General features: G+C 72.1%; 18 protein-coding genes. 6 read left to right on the top strand and 12 right to left on the bottom strand.

Annotated elements, in window-relative coordinates; all coding sequences use genetic code 11:
- Window positions 1–3: 3 nt before the first annotated feature.
- On the bottom strand, window positions 4–501 hold the full coding sequence (locus KBY90_RS01295; RefSeq protein WP_254966589.1) for a Photosystem I reaction center subunit III: 498 nt from the start codon (window positions 499–501) through the stop codon (window positions 4–6).
- A gap of 49 nt (window positions 502–550) precedes the next feature.
- Between KBY90_RS01295 and tsaD the strand changes: the two genes are divergently transcribed.
- Together tsaD and KBY90_RS01305 are read left to right on the top strand one after the other, a co-directional pair.
- Window positions 551–1624 (top strand): tRNA (adenosine(37)-N6)-threonylcarbamoyltransferase complex transferase subunit TsaD, encoded by a 1074-nt coding sequence (gene tsaD, locus KBY90_RS01300; protein WP_254966590.1) that lies wholly within the window; start codon window positions 551–553, stop codon window positions 1622–1624.
- Window positions 1625–1657: 33 nt separating this feature from the next.
- Complete coding sequence (locus KBY90_RS01305) at window positions 1658–1864, top strand: high light inducible protein (RefSeq protein WP_254966591.1); 207 nt, start codon at window positions 1658–1660, stop codon at window positions 1862–1864.
- Here KBY90_RS01305 and KBY90_RS01310 read toward each other — a convergent pair.
- The gene (locus tag KBY90_RS01310; protein WP_254966592.1) at window positions 1861–3000 is read right to left on the bottom strand and encodes a type IV pilus twitching motility protein PilT; all 1140 of its coding nucleotides are present in this window, start codon (window positions 2998–3000) and stop codon (window positions 1861–1863) included. The genes KBY90_RS01305 and KBY90_RS01310 overlap by 4 nt on opposite strands.
- Window positions 3001–3111: 111 nt before the next feature.
- On the opposite strand from KBY90_RS01310, the gene wecB reads away from it, so the two are divergent.
- The gene (gene wecB, locus KBY90_RS01315) at window positions 3112–4248 is read left to right on the top strand and encodes a non-hydrolyzing UDP-N-acetylglucosamine 2-epimerase (protein WP_254966593.1); all 1137 of its coding nucleotides are present in this window, start codon (window positions 3112–3114) and stop codon (window positions 4246–4248) included.
- On the opposite strand, the gene KBY90_RS01320 is transcribed toward wecB, so the two are convergent.
- Window positions 4211–5416, bottom strand: a complete 1206-nt coding sequence (locus KBY90_RS01320; RefSeq protein ID WP_396122478.1) for an efflux RND transporter periplasmic adaptor subunit — start codon at window positions 5414–5416, stop codon at window positions 4211–4213. The two genes, wecB and KBY90_RS01320, sit on opposite strands and share 38 nt — an antisense overlap.
- Window positions 5417–5493: 77 nt before the next feature.
- Between KBY90_RS01320 and ychF the strand changes: the two genes are divergently transcribed.
- Window positions 5494–6585, top strand: coding sequence for a redox-regulated ATPase YchF (ychF, locus tag KBY90_RS01325; protein ID WP_254966594.1), 1092 nt, complete (start codon window positions 5494–5496; stop codon window positions 6583–6585).
- 49 nt (window positions 6586–6634) lie between these two features.
- Window positions 6635–6829 carry a hypothetical protein gene (locus KBY90_RS01330; RefSeq protein ID WP_254966595.1) on the top strand — a complete coding sequence of 65 codons (195 nt, stop codon included), beginning with the start codon at window positions 6635–6637 and terminating at the stop codon, window positions 6827–6829.
- On the opposite strand, the gene KBY90_RS01335 is transcribed toward KBY90_RS01330, so the two are convergent.
- Window positions 6798–8081, bottom strand: coding sequence for an MFS transporter (locus KBY90_RS01335; protein WP_254966597.1), 1284 nt, complete (start codon window positions 8079–8081; stop codon window positions 6798–6800). The genes KBY90_RS01330 and KBY90_RS01335 overlap by 32 nt on opposite strands.
- Between KBY90_RS01335 and KBY90_RS01340 the strand changes: the two genes are divergently transcribed.
- Entirely contained in the window at window positions 8080–9900 is a 1821-nt protein-coding gene (locus KBY90_RS01340; protein WP_254966598.1) for an alpha/beta hydrolase, read from the top strand. The genes KBY90_RS01335 and KBY90_RS01340 overlap by 2 nt on opposite strands.
- Here KBY90_RS01340 and KBY90_RS01345 read toward each other — a convergent pair.
- The 8 genes from KBY90_RS01345 to KBY90_RS01380 form a co-directional block, all read right to left on the bottom strand.
- Window positions 9845–10876, bottom strand: a complete 1032-nt coding sequence (locus tag KBY90_RS01345; protein ID WP_254966599.1) for an ABC transporter permease — start codon at window positions 10874–10876, stop codon at window positions 9845–9847. The genes KBY90_RS01340 and KBY90_RS01345 overlap by 56 nt on opposite strands.
- Window positions 10873–12504 (bottom strand): ABC transporter substrate-binding protein, encoded by a 1632-nt coding sequence (locus KBY90_RS01350; protein ID WP_315858691.1) that lies wholly within the window; start codon window positions 12502–12504, stop codon window positions 10873–10875. The genes KBY90_RS01345 and KBY90_RS01350 overlap by 4 nt, the downstream gene beginning before the upstream one ends.
- A 28-nt stretch (window positions 12505–12532) precedes the next feature.
- Complete coding sequence (locus tag KBY90_RS01355) at window positions 12533–12745, bottom strand: hypothetical protein (RefSeq protein ID WP_254966600.1); 213 nt, start codon at window positions 12743–12745, stop codon at window positions 12533–12535.
- 371 nt (window positions 12746–13116) lie between these two features.
- The gene (locus tag KBY90_RS01360) at window positions 13117–14442 is read right to left on the bottom strand and encodes a homoserine dehydrogenase (RefSeq protein WP_254966601.1); all 1326 of its coding nucleotides are present in this window, start codon (window positions 14440–14442) and stop codon (window positions 13117–13119) included.
- Between the two features lie 50 nt (window positions 14443–14492).
- Window positions 14493–14927 carry a SufE family protein gene (locus KBY90_RS01365; protein WP_254966602.1) on the bottom strand — a complete coding sequence of 145 codons (435 nt, stop codon included), beginning with the start codon at window positions 14925–14927 and terminating at the stop codon, window positions 14493–14495.
- On the bottom strand, window positions 14928–15503 hold the full coding sequence (locus KBY90_RS01370) for a hypothetical protein (RefSeq protein ID WP_254966603.1): 576 nt from the start codon (window positions 15501–15503) through the stop codon (window positions 14928–14930). It abuts the gene before it with no gap.
- A gap of 14 nt (window positions 15504–15517) precedes the next feature.
- On the bottom strand, window positions 15518–15736 hold the full coding sequence (locus KBY90_RS01375) for a hypothetical protein (protein WP_254966604.1): 219 nt from the start codon (window positions 15734–15736) through the stop codon (window positions 15518–15520).
- 114 nt (window positions 15737–15850) lie between these two features.
- Window positions 15851–16438, bottom strand: coding sequence for a 5-formyltetrahydrofolate cyclo-ligase (locus KBY90_RS01380; RefSeq protein WP_254966605.1), 588 nt, complete (start codon window positions 16436–16438; stop codon window positions 15851–15853).
- Between the last annotated feature and the right edge of the window lie 3 nt (window positions 16439–16441).

Here is a 16441-nt window from a genome sequence, read left to right on the forward strand (position 1 = left end):
CAATCAGCGGGGGGAGACGGTGACTTTGGAGTCGGCTTCGATCATCTTTCCGCCGACGAACTCGTTGAAGGCGGCCAGAGGCCACACGGCAGCGGCCAGGGTGGTCTTGAACGCCAGGGGCATGTCGATCTGGATCTCCTTCATGGTGGCGTCCTTGCCTGCGCGGGCGGCGATCAGGTAGCCGCGGCCGGCCCAGCCGATCGTGCCGGCGATGTAGAGGAACAGGAGGCCCGGGATCAGGAAATCACCGGCATGGCTCCAGCGGCCGTCCACGATCAGGTGGGGCAGGCCATCGGTTCCGCAGAGGGCCTGGCTGTAATGCTCGAAGCGTGCCTTGGCCTGAGCCGTCTGGGCGCCGGCGGCACGCTGCTGGAAGCGGGCGTTCTCGGCGCAGGGGGTGAGTCCGGCAACGGATGCGTCGGCATGGGCGGCGGGCGCCAGGCCGAAGACCAGGAAGGCGGAGAGCAGAACCGCGCACAGGCGGGGGAGGAGACGTCGCATCGCGGTGCAGGATGTCACGAGCGGACAGTAGGGGCGCTGCAGCGGCACCATGGCAACGGTTCTGGCCCTCGAAACAAGTTGTGACGAGTCGGCCGCCGCCATCGTGCGCGACCGCACGGTGCTGGCCAGCGCGGTGGCCTCCCAGGTGGAGGAACATGCCCGCTGGGGCGGGGTGGTGCCCGAGATCGCCTCCCGCCGTCATGTGGAGGCGCTGCCCCAGCTGATCGAGTCGGTGTGTGAACGCAGCGGCCTGCGGCCCGCCGAGGTGGACGCCATCGCTGCCACCGCTGCGCCGGGGCTGGTGGGGGCGCTGCTGGTGGCGTCGGTCACCGGCCGCACCCTGGCCCGTCTGCATGGCAAGCCGTTCCTGGCGGTGCACCACCTGGAGGGCCATCTGGCCTCGGTGCAGCTGGGCGAGCCTCTGCCACCGGGGCCCTACCTGGTGCTGCTGGTGAGCGGCGGGCACACCGAACTGGTGCGGGTGGAGGGTCCGGGCCGCTACGAGCGCCTGGGCCGCAGCCATGACGACGCGGCCGGCGAGGCCTTCGACAAGGTGGCGCGCCTGCTGGGGCTGGGCTATCCCGGCGGACCGGCCATCCAGGCGGCGGCGCTGGCGGGGGACCCCCATCGGTTTCGCCTGCCCCGGGGCCGGGTGTCCCGGCCCGGTGGGGGCTTCTTCCCCTACGACTTCAGCTTCAGCGGCCTCAAGACGGCCATGCTGCGGCTGGTGCGCAGCATGGAGACCGAGGCGGCTGGCCCGGCAGCAGGCCACCCCCTGCCCCTGGCCGATCTGGCCGCCAGCTTCGAGCAGGCCGTGGCCGAGGTGCTCGTCGAGCGCAGCTGCCGCTGTGCCCTGGAGCAGGGCCTGGGAACCCTTGTGCTGGTGGGGGGTGTCGCTGCCAACCGCCGCCTGCGCGCGCTGCTGGAGGAGCGCTGCCGGCGCGAGGGCCTGCAGTGGCGGGTGGCGCCCCTGGCCTACTGCACCGACAACGCCGCCATGATTGGCGTGGCGGCCTGTGAGCGCCTGGAGCGTGGGCTGCGCAGCGCGATCGACCTGGGCGTGGCCGCCCGCCTGCCGCTGGAGCAGGCCGCCTGCCTCTACGAGGCGCCAGCGCCCTTCTGAGCTCACTAGGGTGAGGTGCCACGCGCCCCTGCCATGGCCAGCGCAGACACCGTTGAGCCCGCTGACGCGCCGGCGGGGGACAGCCCGGCGGCTGACGCGGAACCCGTGAGCAGCACCGAACTCAACGCCTGGAGGCGTGGATTCACGCCTCAGGCGGAGATCTGGAACGGCCGTCTGGCCATGCTCGGCCTCTCCGTCGGCCTCACCGTGCTGCTGATCGCCCGTCTGGCCGCCCGCTAGGCGGTGCGTCCCCGCAGCGCCTGCAGCAGTTCCGAAGGCTTGAGACTCTGGGCGATGGCCTCCTCGGGGGTCACGCGCCCGGCTTGCACCAGCTCCAGCAGCGACTGGTTCGCCGTCACCATGCCGTCGAAGCGGCTGCGGCGCATGATCTCCTCGATCTCATCCAGCTCGCCCCGCTGGATGTAGTCCTTGCAGGCATCGGTGTTGATCAGGATGTCCTGGTAGACGGTGCGATCTCCGTCGGTCGTCTTGATCAGCCCCTGGGCGATCACGGCCAGCAGGGTCTCGGAGATCGCCTCGCGCACCGTGTGCTGTTCGTTGGGGGGGTGCATGCCCAGTACCCGCTCCACCGTCTTGATGGCCGAGTTGGTGTGCAGGGTGCCCAGCACCAGCTGGCCGGTCTGGGAGGCCTCGATGGCCGTGGCGAGGGTGAGGCGGTCGCGGATCTCGCCGATCAGGATCACGTCCGGGTCCTCCCGCATCGAGGCCCGCAGGGCATTGTGGAACTGCAGCGTGTGCTGGCCCACCTGGCGCTGACGGATCAGCGACTCACGGCTCTGATGCACGTATTCGATCGGGTCCTCGATCGTGACGACGTGCCGGTACATGTTGCGGTTGATCCAGTCGATCATCGCCGCCAGGGTGGTGGTCTTGCCGCAGCCGGTGGGTCCGGTCACCAGCACCATCCCCTTGGGCCGGGTGCAGAGTTCGCTGAGCACCGCCGGCATGCCCAGGTCGTCGAGGGTGGGCACCTGGTGCGGGATCAGGCGCAGCACCATGGCGGGGCCGCGCAGGGTGTCGAGCAGGTTGATGCGCACCCGCACGAAGGGAAAGGTGTGGGCGCCGTCGAATTCCTTGTGGCGCAGGAACGCCTCGATGTCCTCGGGGCTGAGGATCTCGCGCAGCCAGCGGTGGAAGGTCTCGCTGTCGGTGGCCGGCCAGCCGGTGCGCACCATGGTGCCGCGCGAGCGGTAGCGGGGCTCCTCACCCACACCCACATGCACGTCGGAGTACTGCCGCTCGTTGGCGAGCTGCACCATGGCCTGGAGGTCGGGGGGCTGCCCGCCGAAGCTGGCCGTGGGTGCCAGCGCCGGGGGCGGCGGCAGGGGCGAGAGAGGCAGCGGAGAGGTCGTCATCGGAGACCACCGATATGACGCAGCTTGGCGGCTTCCGGCCGCTCTGTCAGCCCCTGGTTCCGCCCCGCGCGCGCTCCGTAGGATCCGCCGGTCCGCCAGCGCCCCTCTCCGGTGTCCCAGCCCCTGGTCACGATCGTGCTCGGCACCCGGCCCGAGGCGATCAAGCTGGCCCCGGTGATCCGCGCCTTTCAGGAGGCCGGCGACTTCCGCACCCGGGTGGTGCTCACCGGCCAGCACCGCGAGATGGTGAGCCAGGTGATGGAGCTGTTCGGCCTGACGGCCGACCACGATCTTGCATTGATGGCGCCCCAGCAGACCCTCACCCACATCACCTGCGCCGCCCTGCAGGGCCTCAAGGAGGAGTTCGCCGATCACCGCCCCGAGCTGGTGCTGGTGCAGGGCGACACCACCACCGCCTTTGCCTCCGCCCTGGCCGCCTTCTACGAACAGATTCCGGTGGGCCACGTGGAAGCCGGCCTGCGCACCGACAACCTGCTCGACCCGTTCCCCGAGGAGGCCAACCGGCGACTGATCTCCCAGCTGGCCCAGCTGCACTTCGCCCCCACCGCGCGTTCGGCGGCCAACTGCCGCGCGTCGGGGGTGGTGGGCGAGGTGCTCACCACCGGCAACACGGTGATCGATGCCCTCCTGCAGATGGCCGATCAGGCGCCCGCCTACGAGCTGGCCGGCCTGGACTGGCAGGGCCAGCGGGTGATCCTGGCCACGGTGCACCGGCGCGAGAACTGGGGCGAGCGACTGCAGTCGATCGGGGCGGGCTTCCTGCAGCTGCTGGAGCGTTTTCCAGACACCGCCCTGCTGCTGCCCCTGCACCGCAATCCCACCGTGCGCGAGCCGTTGCAGGCCCTGCTCGGCAGCCACCCGCGGGCCTTCCTCACCGAACCCCTCGACTACGGCCAGCTGGTGGCGGCCATGCGCGGCTGCACCCTGGTGCTCACCGATTCCGGCGGCCTGCAGGAGGAGGCGCCGGCGCTGGGCAAGCCGGTGCTGGTGCTGCGCCGCACCACCGAGCGACCCGAGGCCGTGGAGGCGGGCACGGCCCGCCTGATCGGCACGGGCACGGACGACATCGTGGCCGAGGCCAGCCGGCTGCTCAGCGAGCCGGAGGCCTACGGGGCGATGGCGCGCGCCCACAACCCCTTCGGCGACGGCCGGGCCTCGGGCCGGATCGTGGAGGCGGCCCGGCGCTTCCTCAGCGGCGGCGCCGGGACCAGGGCGGCAGGTCGATGAACACCCGGGTGCCGGGTTCCAGCCCGGACAGGATCTGGGTGTCTCGCCCGCCGCTGATGCCCAGCTCCACCGGCTGGAAGCGGGGCTGACGGTCCTTGTCCACCAGCAGCACGCCCGGACGCCCCTCCTCGGTGACGATCGCCACCGTGGGCACCAGGGTCCGGGCCTGTACGGCACCCGTCTGGAAGCCCACGTCAGCAGTCATGCCGATGCGCAGATCCGGCTGGGGCTCGGGGAATTCCAGAAACACATCGAAGGAGGTGACGTTGTTCAGCTTCACGGCCCTGGGGGTGATCCGCCGCACGCGCGCCGCGAAGCTGCGCTCGGGGAAGGCATCGACCCTCACCTGGGCGGGCTGGCCCACGCTGATCCGGCCGATGTCGCTCTCGGGCACCTTCGCCACCACCTCCAGTCCCTGGGAGAGCTCCACGATCGAGGAGCTGGTGGCGCCGGCCGTGGCCGAAGCCGTGGTGGTGGGGGTGACGAAGGATCCGGGGTCGGCGAAGCGCTGGCTGATCACGCCGTCGAAGGGGGCCCGCACGATCAGCTCCTGCTGCTCCACCCGGCGGGCCTCGAGGCGCTGGCGGGCGGCCTGCACCGCCGCCAGATCCACCTCATAGGTGCTGCGCACCGCGTTGTAGTCGCTGAGGCTGATGGCGCGCTCGCGGAACAGCCGTTCGTTGCGCTCCAGTTCACTGCGGCTGCGGGCCAGCTGGGCCTCCGCGGAGCGCAGCTGGGCCTTCAGTTCACTGAGGCGCTCGTTCAGATCTCCGGCGTCCATGCGGGCCAGGGGCTGGCCGCGGCGCACCACATCCCCCTCCTCGACCAGCAGCTCCTCGAGCACCCCCTGGCGCTTGGGACTGACATTCACCCGCTGCTCGGCCTCCAGCTCGCCGGAGGCGCTCACCACGCCGGGGAGCTCGCCGGAGGTGGCCAGGGCCGTGTAGGCACCCAGATCGGCCTCGCGGGGACCGCGCTGGCGCTGCCAGATCCCCACCCCGGCCAGGACGGCCACCAGCACCGCGGCAGCCGCCCACAGCCGTGGCTGCCGCCAGGGCGGTGGCGCGTCGGGGCGCCGCAGCGGCGTGGGGCCGCTGGCGGCGGCGCTGACGGGCGCGACCCGGCGCAGGGGGGTGAGCGTGGGAATCGGGTTGCCTGCCGCTCGCACCAGTTTCGCGGTTCGGGCGCAGCTCCGGCGGGGCGGCCACGGTTCGGCCGGTGCCGGACGCTCCGTAGATTCCAGCCATGCTCAAAGCCGGAATCGTCGGACTGCCCAACGTGGGCAAGTCGACCCTGTTCAACGCCCTGGTGGCCAACGCCCAGGCGGAGGCCGCCAACTATCCCTTCTGCACCATCGAGCCCAACTCGGGCGTGGTGGCCGTGCCCGACCCGCGGCTCGACCGGCTGGCGGTGCTCAGTGCGAGCAGGGAGATCGTGCCCACCCGGGTGGAGTTCGTGGACATCGCCGGCCTGGTGAAGGGCGCCAGCCAGGGCGAGGGTCTGGGCAACAAGTTCCTGGCCAACATCCGCGAGGTGGACGCGATCGTGCACGTCGTGCGCTGCTTCGAGAACGACGACGTCATCCACGTGAGCGGTTCGGTGGATCCGGTGCGTGATGCCGAGGTGATCAACCTGGAGCTGGGTCTGGCGGATCTGGCCCAGGTGGAGAAGCGGCGCGAGCGTCTCAGGAAGCAGCTGCGCACCAGCACCGAGGCCCAGGCCGAGGACGCCGCCCTGGAGCGCATCCAGCAGGCCCTGGAAGCCGGTGGTGCCGCCCGCACCGTGCCCCTGAGCGCGGAGGAGGGGGCCTTGGTGAAGCCCCTTGGGCTGCTCACCGCCAAGCCGATCATCTACGCCACCAATGTGAGCGAAGACGACCTGGCCGCAGGCAACGCCCACTGCGAGGCGGTGGCGGCGCTGGCGGAGAAGGAGGGCGCCGGCACGGTGCGCATCAGCGCCCAGGTGGAGGCCGAGCTGATCGAGCTGCCCGAGGAGGACCGGGCTGAGTTTCTGGCCGGTCTTGGCGTGGAGGAGGGCGGCCTGCAGAGCCTGATCCGCGCCACCTACAGCCTGCTGGGGCTGCGCACCTACTTCACCACCGGTGAGAAGGAGACCCGCGCCTGGACGATCAGGGCGGGCATGACCGCTCCCCAGGCGGCCGGGGTGATCCACACCGATTTCGAGCGCGGCTTCATCCGCGCCCAGACGATCGGCTATGCCCAGCTGCTGGAGGCCGGTTCCCTGGCCGAGGCCCGCAACAGGGGCTGGCTGCGGGCGGAGGGCAAGGAGTACGTGGTGGCCGAGGGCGACGTGATGGAGTTCCTGTTCAACGTCTAGGGCGCCGCCCGGGTCGTCGGCCAGAATCGCTGCAGAGCCGGTGGCCGCCATGACCCAAGCCAACAACCCTTCCCCACCGGCAGCCAGTGGGGAGCCCGTGGCCCATCCCCACGATTTCGACGTGCAGAAGGACCTGCACCGCCGGATCCGCAACGACCCTGACTACGACGACTGGGAATACGGCACCGAGCCGCTGCCCCACGAGGCCTGGGTCAAGCGGGGCGACTCTGGGGCCGGGGCCTGATCCGCCGCACCATCAGCAGGCCCGCCAGGCACAGGCAGGCCATCGCCAGCCACAGTCCGGCACCGTGGCCCTGGCCATCCAGGGCGAACCCGGCCAGCAGCGGCGCGCCCAGCGCGCTGATGGCGAAGCACTGGGAGAAGAGGGCCATCGCCACCCCCTGATGCTCCTCGGGGGTGATCTCGATCACCGCCTCCGTGGCGATCGGCAGAAATGCCGCCTGCCCCACCGCCAGCGGCAGCTGGGCCAGCAGCACCAGCCACACCCCTGCCGTCATCAGGGCGGAGAGGGAGAGCAGCGCGGTGCCCGCGGCGAAGCACGTCAGGCTCAGTCCCAGGCCCCTGGCCACGGGCCGCCGCGCCAGGGCCTGGCCGAGGGGCCACTGGATCAGCACCAGCAGCCCCAGCTGCAGGCCGATCAGCAGAGCCCCCAGGCTCTCGGGCAGCGGCTGGCGGCGCAGGCCGCCACGCACCAGGTCCAGGGGCAGGGCGCTCTGCATCAGGGCCGGCAGGGCGGTGGCCAGCAGGGCGATGGCCAGCAGCGGCAGGAGGGCCCGCAGCCAGGGAGCCCACCGGTGCGACTCGGCGCTGGGCTGCCGGCGGATGGGATCGGGGAGCGGGCGCAGGAGCAGCAGCAGCAGCATCCCGCCCAGGCAGACCATGTCGAGCAGGTACACCCCCCGCAGCAGCCCCAGCGCCGCCAGCATCGCCCCCAGCAGCGCTCCGGAGGCGATGCCGGCGGCATCGGCACTGCGCACCAGGGCGAAGCCCCGGGCCGATGGGATCGCCGCGGGTCCCCGACCGCAGCTCAGCGGCACCGCCAGCTCGATGGCCGGCCAGTAGAACCCCATGGCGAGCCCCAGCAGGAGCTGTCCCAGCAGGTAGCCGGGAAAGGCCCGGGCCATGAACAGGATGCTGTCGGCCGCCAGGGAGAACAGAACCGCCAGCAGCACCGGCAGCGAACAGTTCAGGCCCCTGTCCAGCAGCAGGCCGCAGAGCAGGCGCCCCAGGGTGCCGGCCAGGGCGGCCAGGGCCAGGCCCTGGGTGACGCTGGTGGCACTGAAGGCAGCCTGGTGGAACACCATGGGAGTGAGATAGAGCACACCCCCGGCGCCGATCGATCCCACCAGCCGCAGCACGGCCACTTCCCGCAATGCCGGGGGAAACTGGAGACACCAGTGGCCCGACCGTTGCCACCTGGCGGGCTTCAGGCCTTCGGCCACAGTGGCATCCGCGGCATCCGCTCCGGTCTTCATGCCCGCGATCGCCTCGGTCCTCACCCTTGCCTCCCTGCCGCTGCGGCGGCTGTCCACTCGCCGGCCCTTGCCCAACCGCCCCTCGAACCGCCTGTCACACCGCCGCCGCCTCTCGGGTCTGCTCGCCAGTCTGCTGGTGCTCCCGCCGCTCGGCTGGTCGCCGCCGGCACGGGCGGTGGACGAACTGGTGGTGCGCTTCGACGGGCTGGAGCTGCCGATCGAGCTGGTCGAGCTGGAGGCCTGGATCCGTGACCCCGGCCAGACCCGCGGCGATCTCGCCCAGTGGCTGAATCTCCTGGACGCGCGCTCCCGCAGGGGGCTGGCGCGCCTGCTGCAGGCGCCCCTGCTCACGGACCGCAGCTTTGCCACCGAGCTGCTGGGCAGCTGGACGGGGGAGCAGATGCTGCGGGAGGTGGGCGGGCTGGTGACCGGTCCGCGGGGGGAGAGCACGGCGCCGCTGCTGATGGACAGCCTGCGCCGTCGGTTCGAGCGGCAGACGTCGGTGACCGCGGTGGAATTGCTGCGCGAACTGCCCATCCCCCGGGTCACGCTGCAGGTGGACGGTCTGCTGGCCCTGGCCCAGCACTGGCGTGCCCAGCTGCAGCATCAGCGCGATGCCGTCGCCGAACTACGGCGTCTGCCGCTGCCCCTGCGGCAGACGCGCCCGCTGCTTGGTCGTTCCCGCCGCAGCCGGCCGGCCCAGCCCCAGCGCCTGCAGCTGGCCGTGGCCCATCGGCCCATGCCGCTGCCGGTGGATCTCTGGCCGGCCCTCGGCCCGGCCCAGTCCGAGCCGCGGCCCCTGCTGCTGCTGATGCCGGGCCTGGGCGGCAGCCGCAGCCAGCTGAACTGGCTGGCCGCCTCCCTGGCTGAGCAGGGCTGGCCGGCGCTGGTGCTCGAGCATCCCGGCAGTGACGAACAGGCGGTGAAGGCCTCACTGGTCGGGGAGGGGCCGCTGCCGGGAGCCGAATCGCTGCCGCAGCGCCTGGCCGACCTGGAGGCCGTGCTCGCGGCCCGGGCCGAGGGCCGGCTGCCGCCCCTGGGCCCCGCCGGAGCCGGCGATGCGGGGGTGGTGCTGATCGGCCACTCCCTCGGTGGACTGACGGCCCTGATGGCCGCGGGGCTGGTGCCGGAACAGGGGCTCTCGGGCCGCTGTCGGAGGGCCCTCACGTCCCTGCCGCTCACCAACGTCTCGCGGCTGCTGCAGTGTCAGCTGGAGGCCGTGGCCGGTGATGGTGGCCCCCGGACCGCGCCGGGCGCCGCCGATCCATGGCCCCAGCTGGCGGGCATCCCGCTCCTGGGGGTGGTGACCTTCAACGGGTTCGGCAGTCTGCTCTGGCCCGAGCGGGGGCTGGCGGATCTTCCCCTGCCGGTGCTGATGGTGGGGGGCAGCCTCGACCTGATCACGCCACCGGTGCAGGAGCAGCTCGGGCTGCTGAGCACCAGCGGCCATCCCCGCAGCCGTCTGGTGCTGGTGGACGGCGCCAGCCACTTCTCGCCCGTGCGGCTGGAGGGTGATGGCGAGGTCCTGTTCCGGGTGGGAGAGCAGTTGGTGGGTCAAGACCCCGAGCTGGTGCAGGAGCTGCTGCTGCGCCTGACGGTGGACTTTCTGGAGTCAGCCCGGCACGGCTCCCTGCTCATGCCCCAGCGGCGGAGGCATGGCGGGGTGGAGGCCTACGTCCTCGACCGGGATGCCGCCCGCCAGTGGCAGCGCCGCCTGCCGGCCGACCCCGCTCCCCTCAAGGCCGCTGCGCCGGGTGCCGTGCTCAGAACCGGATCCGCGGATCGAGCAGGGCCACCAGCAGGTCCACCGTCACGGTGACCAGCACCACGAGGGCCGCCACCACCACCACGATGCCCTGCACCAGGGGATAGTCGCGCTGGGCGATGGCCTCCTGCAGGCGTGCGGCGATCCCCGGCCAGGAGTAGGTGACCTCGATCAGCAGGGCGCCGCCGATCAGCGAGGCCACCGTGATGCCGGTGATCGTGAGCACCGGCAGCAGGGCGTTGGGCAGGGCATGCCGCAGCACCACCCGGGCTTCCCCCAGCCCCCGGCTGCGGGCCGCTTCCACGTAGTCGGAGGCCAGGGCCCGACGCAGGTTCAGACGCAGGGCATTGGTGAAGATGCCGCTCAGCAGCAGGGCGAGGGTGCCGGCCGGGAGCACCAGGTGACGGATCGTGCCGCCGAGCTGCTGCCAGTGCCCGGTGGCAAGCCCGTTGCGGAGACTGTCGACCAGGAAGAAGCCCGTGCCCTCCGGTGGCAGCAGGGTGGGGGGGAGACGGCCCCCCACCGGCAGCCAGCCCAGCCAGACGGCGAAGATCAGCTGCACCACCATCGCCGCCCAGAAGGGCGGCAGGGCGTAGGTGCCGATGCCGTAGAGCCGCCCGGCCAGATCCAGCCTGCCCTCGGGCCGGGCGATGCCGGAGAAGCCCACCGTCAGCCCCAGCAGGGCGGCCAGCAGCAGGGCCGTGAGTCCCAGTTCCAGGCTCGCCGGCAGACTCTGGCCGATGATCCGGCTCACCGGCTCCTGGCTGTTCAGCGACGTGCCCAGATCCCCCCGCAGCAGATCCAGCAGAAAGCTGCCGTACTGGCTCAGCAGCGGCTGATCGAGCCCCAGCTGGCTGCGCAGGGCCGCCCTCGCCGCTTCCGGGGCGCGGGTGCCGAGCACCGCGTCCACCGGGTCGCCGGGTGCCACGCGCAGGAGCAGAAACACCAGGCTGGCGATCAGCCACAGCATCACCGGCACCAGCCCGAGGCGGGCGGCCAGATAGCGGACCAGGGCGCGGCGGCGGCTCATGGGAGGCGGTGCAACTCCTGCAGCAGCAGGCGTCCGTTGCCGTCGAAGCGGGGGGCGGCCAGCTGGCGGCGGGCCCAGGCCCGTGGCGTCACCAGCCACAGGGGCAGATAGGGGGCGGCGGCGGCGGTGCGCCGCTCGATGCCGTCCAGCAGCTGCAGCCGCTGCGCACCCGCCAGGCCTTCACTGCGCAGCAGATCCTCCTGCAGCCCCGGAGCGGTCCAGAAGCTGCCGCTCAGGGCACTCTCGCCCTTGAGGCAGCGCCCGCCCTCGGCTTTGCTGCAGCTGAGCAGGGGGAACAGGTAGGCCTCCGGGTCGCGCACGGCACCCCGCCAGTCGAGCATCACGGCCGGGAAGGCGCCCTCGCCGAGCTGGCGGTACACGGTGGTGGACTCCATGCCGTTGGGCTGCAGCACGATGCAGTCCCCCAGATCGCGGGCCAGCTGGGCCTGCCAGGTGAGCACCATCAGGCGGTCGGAGGGGATGTTGGAGCGGAAGGTGAGCGGCAGCTCCAGCACCTTGCCGTCGCAGTAGCCGGCCTGGCGGAACAGGCTGCGGGCCCGGCCCGGGTCGTAGGCCGGCCAGATCCCTCGCGCACCGCTGCTCACCGCCGGTGGCACCAGGTCGCGCAGAGGCGCGCGCAGCCCCTGGCTCACCCGGTCGGTGATGCGCTCGCGGTCGAGGCTGTGGGCCAGGGCCTGGCGCAGGCCGGGGTCGTTGAAGGGCGGCTGGTTGGTGTGCAGGGTGAGGTAGCCGATCTCCAGGGCCGGCCCCTGGCCCTCCCGCAGCTCGCCCCGGTCCGCCCGCTGCACCAGGGCCTGCTGATGGTCTTCGTGCAGGCCGGTGGAGAGCAGCACATCCACCTCGCCGCTGCGCATGGCGCCGTAGAGCGCGGTGGAGTTGCCCAGGCTGACCAGCACGATGCCGCCGTTGCGGGGCCGGTCGCCCCAGTAGCGCTCGAAGGGTTCCAGGCGCTGCTGCTGGTCGCTGAAGAAGCTCAGCCGGTAGGGCCCGGTGCCCACGAAGCGATCCGCCAGCGCCCGATCGCCGTACTCCCGGTAGGCCGTGGGCGAGACCGGCGTGAGATTGATCGTGCTCAGCAGCTGGGGGAGCACCGTGGTGGGGCGCCTGAGACGCAGCTCCAGCTCGTGGCTGCTCCGGGCACGCACCGACTCGATGCGGTCGTCCAGCAGGTAGCTGAGGGTGCCGATCGCCAGGAAGCGCTCCAGGCTGAACACCATCGCCGCCGCATCGAAGGGCGTGCCGTCGTGGAAGAGCACGTCACGGCGCAGCGGGATCGTCACCGTCAGGCCGTCGGAGCTGACGCGGGGCAGCTCGGAGGCCAGGGCCGGCACCAGATCGCCGTCCGGTTCGAGCTGATAGAGCGGATCTCCGACGGCACTGAGCAACTGCGTGGCGCCGAAGGTGGAGGCACGCACCGGATCCACGGAACCCACCCGCGCACTGGTGGCCACCACCAGGGCATCGCTCGGGCTGTCAGCCGGTCCCGGCACCGTTGCGGCACCTCCGCCCGATGGAGCGGAGCCCGCCTGGCACCCGGTCAGCAGCAGGGTCGCGGCGGCGGTGAGGAACGTGGTGCGCCGCGGCGTCAGCCGCAACAGGCGAGGCAAGGCCGAGAGCTCAGCGGACCGGCGCCATTCAAGGGCGATGGGGCCTGGATGGGCGGACCTGCTGCAGGGAAATTTCAAACACCTCGGAGCCGTGCCGGGCCAGGGGCCAGCGCCGCAGCCAGCAGCGGTCGTGGCGGTCGTCCACACCGATCACCTGGTACAGGTGGTCGTCGGCCACCAGCCGCACGCAGTCACCCTGGCTGGGCGTGGCGGTTGGGCAGGGGCAGGAAAGGCTGGTCATGGGCCCGGGGGCAAAGGATGGCGGATCGGAATCCGGCGGAGTGGAGGTGGTGGTGGAGAGAAGGGGGTGGGGTTGACGCTGAAGACTCCCGTGGGGCTTTCGGCCTGCGTAAGACCGGCGTGCTGGAGCAATCCGGTTCTCCGAGTCCTAGCGGGAAGGCGGGTGGACGCGTGAGATGGAGTGTGGGGGGAGGACCGGCATCACCGGAAGCGGGAACCGGCGGGCGGGACCAGACGGGAGTCTTAAGAATTTCTTCTGAACTTTACCCATGGTGCCGCGCCGCGGGGCCTGCGCACCATCCGGTGGCGATTTGCGTACCTGATCGGGCCGATCAGCTCACCCGCTCCGCCGCTCTGCCGCTCAGGCCTGGATCAGAGGGTGCGCAGGCAGGCCGCCACCCGCTGCACCTCCGGCAGCGCGGCGATGGCATCGAGGGCCTGGCGGAAACGGGATTCCAGCACTTCGTGGGTGATCACCACGATCTCGGCGGCCTCGCTGTCGGCCTCGAACTGCACGATCGACTGGATCGAGACCCCCGCCTCGCCGAAGCAGGTGCCGATCCGGCCGATCACCCCCGGCTGGTCGGTGGTGCGCAGGCGCACGTAGTTGCGATGGGTCGTCCGGGCGCCGTCCACCAGGCGGCACTGCCGCCAGCTGCCGGCCGCCAGCAGGGGATCGATGCCAGGCGGTTCGCCGTCGACGGCCCGGGCGCCGGTGGCCTGGCGAATGCCGGCGATGTTGAGGATGTCGGCCACCACCGCCGAGGCCGTGGGTCCGGCCCCGGCCCCGGGCCCGTAGAACATCACCTGGCCCACCGGCTCCCCCTCCACCAGGATCGCGTTGAACACCCCGTTCACGCCGGCCAGGGGATGGCTGCGGGGCAGCAGCGTGGGGTGAACCCGCACATCCAGCAGCTGGGGGTCGCCGTTCGTCCCGGTCTCGATCCGCTGCGACACCGCCAGCAGCTTCACCACGAAGCCGAGCTGGTCGGCGTAGGTGACGTCGCGGGCGTCCAGCTGGTCGATGCCCTCGGCGGGGATCGCCTCGCGGGGGACCGAGCCGCCGTAGGCCAGGCCGGTGAGGATGGCGATCTTGTCGGCGGCGTCCGCGCCCTGCACGTCGGCGGCGGGGTCGGCCTCGGCGTAACCCAGGCGCTGGGCATCGGCCAGCACCGCCGCATACTCGGCGCCCTCGGCCGCCATGCGGCTGAGGATGTAGTTGGTGGTGCCGTTGATGATGCCGCTCACCCGCTGGATGCGGTTGGCGCCGAGGGACTGCTTCAGCGGCTCGATGATCGGGATGCCGCCGCCCACCGCGGCCTCCAGCAGCACGTAGACGCCGGCGGCAGCGGCGGCGGCGGAGATCTCCTCGCCGTGGCGGGCGATCACCGCCTTGTTGGCGGTGACCACGGGCTTGCCGGCGGCGATGGCGCGCAGGATCAGGGAGCGGGCCGGCTCCAGACCGCCCATCACCTCCACCACGATGTCCACCGCGGGATCGTCCACCACCGCCGCGGGATCGCTGCTCAGCAGCTCCGCGGGCACCCGGATCGTCCGGGGACGCTGCAGGTCGCGCACCGCCACCCGCCGCAGCTCCAGCTCCGCCACCAGCGGGTGGCGGCCTTCGGGGGTGGCCAGGATCTCGGCAACGCCTGCTCCCACCGTGCCGAGGCCGAGCAGGCCGATGCCGATCGTCATGGGCTGGTGAGCTGCGATCGACCGATCCTAGAAATCAGCCCGTCAGGCCATCAGGCCGCCAGCGCCTTGGCCTGGGCCTGCATCAGCTTCAGGATGTTCAGGAAGCCGTTGGCGCGCGATGGGGTGAGGCTGGCCTGCAGCCCCGTGGCGGCGATGAAGCCAGGGTCGATCGCCATCGCCTGCTCGGGGGTGAGCCCTTCGAGCCCCTCGATCAGCAGGGCCAGCAGTCCCTTGGTGATGGCGGCGTCGGAGTCGCCCTGCCAGTGCAGGCGGCCTTCCACCAGCTGGCCCACCACGTACACCTGGGAGACGCAGCCCTTCACCTTGAAGGCGTCGTTGCGGAACTCCTCCGGCAGGGGCTGGAGCTTCCTGGCCAGCCAGAGTACGTACTCGTAGCGGCGCCGCGGGTCAGCCGTGCCCGCCAACCGCTCGACGATGCGATCGAGGGCCTCGCTGCCCGTGGTGATGGGGGGTGAGCCGGCCATTCAGCGCCGGCGGCGAGCCACCAGCATCATGCCGGCGGCCCCGAGTCCCACGGCCACACCACCCAGCAGCGGCTGAACCAGGCCCGCAGGCCGCTGGGCCAGCAGCCGGGCCAGGCCGGTGCGCCGCCAGGACGGCAGAGCGGCGGCCTGGCTGGCCGACGCCCTGGCCAGGGCGTCGCCGGCCTGGGCGACACCCGCTTCCGACAGCTCCAGGTAGTCGCGGTGGCCGGGACCGGCGTCCACCTGCAGCTCCCAGTCGGTGGCGGCCTCGCGGGGCACCTCGAAACGCAGGCGCCCCTCGCCGTCGGTGCGGCCCAGTTCGATCGTCTCGCCGTCGCCCCGCAGCAGCCGCACCGTGGCGTCCTCGGCCGGTTCACCGGTGCTGAACGCGCTCTGCAGCAGGAACTCGCGGCGAACCTGCTCGCTCAGCGGGGAGACGTTCTCGAGGTTGCTCTGGATGCCGTGGCTCCAGGCGGAACCGCCGCACAGGGCGCCGAGAGCCAGGGCTCCAAGTCCGAGGGCCGCGGCAGGCTTGCCGAGGCCGGCGGCAGGGTGGCGGGAGGTGGTCGCAGGCATGGGGTGAACGGAATTCAGCAGTCCTTCCAGCGACTGTCGCGCGTGCGGCCGGCCTGCACCATGCGCACGACCGAACTCACCATCATCGACAGGGCGTCGTGGGCCTCCCCGCGGGCCTCGAGTTCAGCGGCCAGAACGCGCTCCGAGGCTGTGGGTGCAGCGGTGCTCCCAGCGGTGGAGGTGGACGGGGCTGCCGAGAAAGTCGTGACCGGATGCGGGGAGGACAGATTCACGGCAGCGGCCAGTGCACTGGTGGGATCTTCGCAAAGGGGGGCGGGTGGCGCGCCATGCCCGTGGGGTTTGTGACGATTGTGTCGCGGGCGGCCCATCAGCCGGAACCTTGCCGTTCAGGACCTGCGGTGCTCCAGGCCCCGCTCGCTGATCCAGCCGTCGAAGGGCACGTCCCAGGGATCCCCGGGCAGCTCCTCCAGCAGGCAGCCGGCTGGCAGCACCGCCAGCGCCGGCACCCGGCGCCAGTCGGGATGGCTGCGCAGCCGGTCGTACCAGCCGCCGCCGTAGCCGAGCCGGATCCCCCGCCGGTCGACGGCCAGGGCGGGCACCAGCAGCAGGCCCAGCTCGCCGGCCCGGAGGTTGCCCGCCGCGGCCGGTGGGGCCGGAATGCCACTGGCGTCGGCCTGCAGGGGGTCGTCGGGCCGCCAGGGGCGGTACAGCAAGCGGTCCGCGTCGATGGCAGGCAGGGCCAGGCGCCCGTCCAGGCCGGCCAGGCCGCCGGCCAGGGGCCGCAGGTCGACCTCACCCTCCAGCGGCCAGTAGAGGCCCACCCGCCCCGCCCCTGCGGCCTGGCCGGCCAGCACCTCCTCCACCTGCCGGCGCACCGACGCTTCGCAGCCCGCCAGCAGCTGCCGCCGCAGGGTCCGGAACCGCTGTCGCAGGGCCGCTTTGCGGGCGGCTGTGGCCTCCTCCGGTGCCGTCATCCC

It is taken from the genome of Cyanobium sp. CH-040 (genome assembly GCF_024346135.1).
GTDB lineage: Bacteria > Cyanobacteriota > Cyanobacteriia > PCC-6307 > Cyanobiaceae > NIES-981.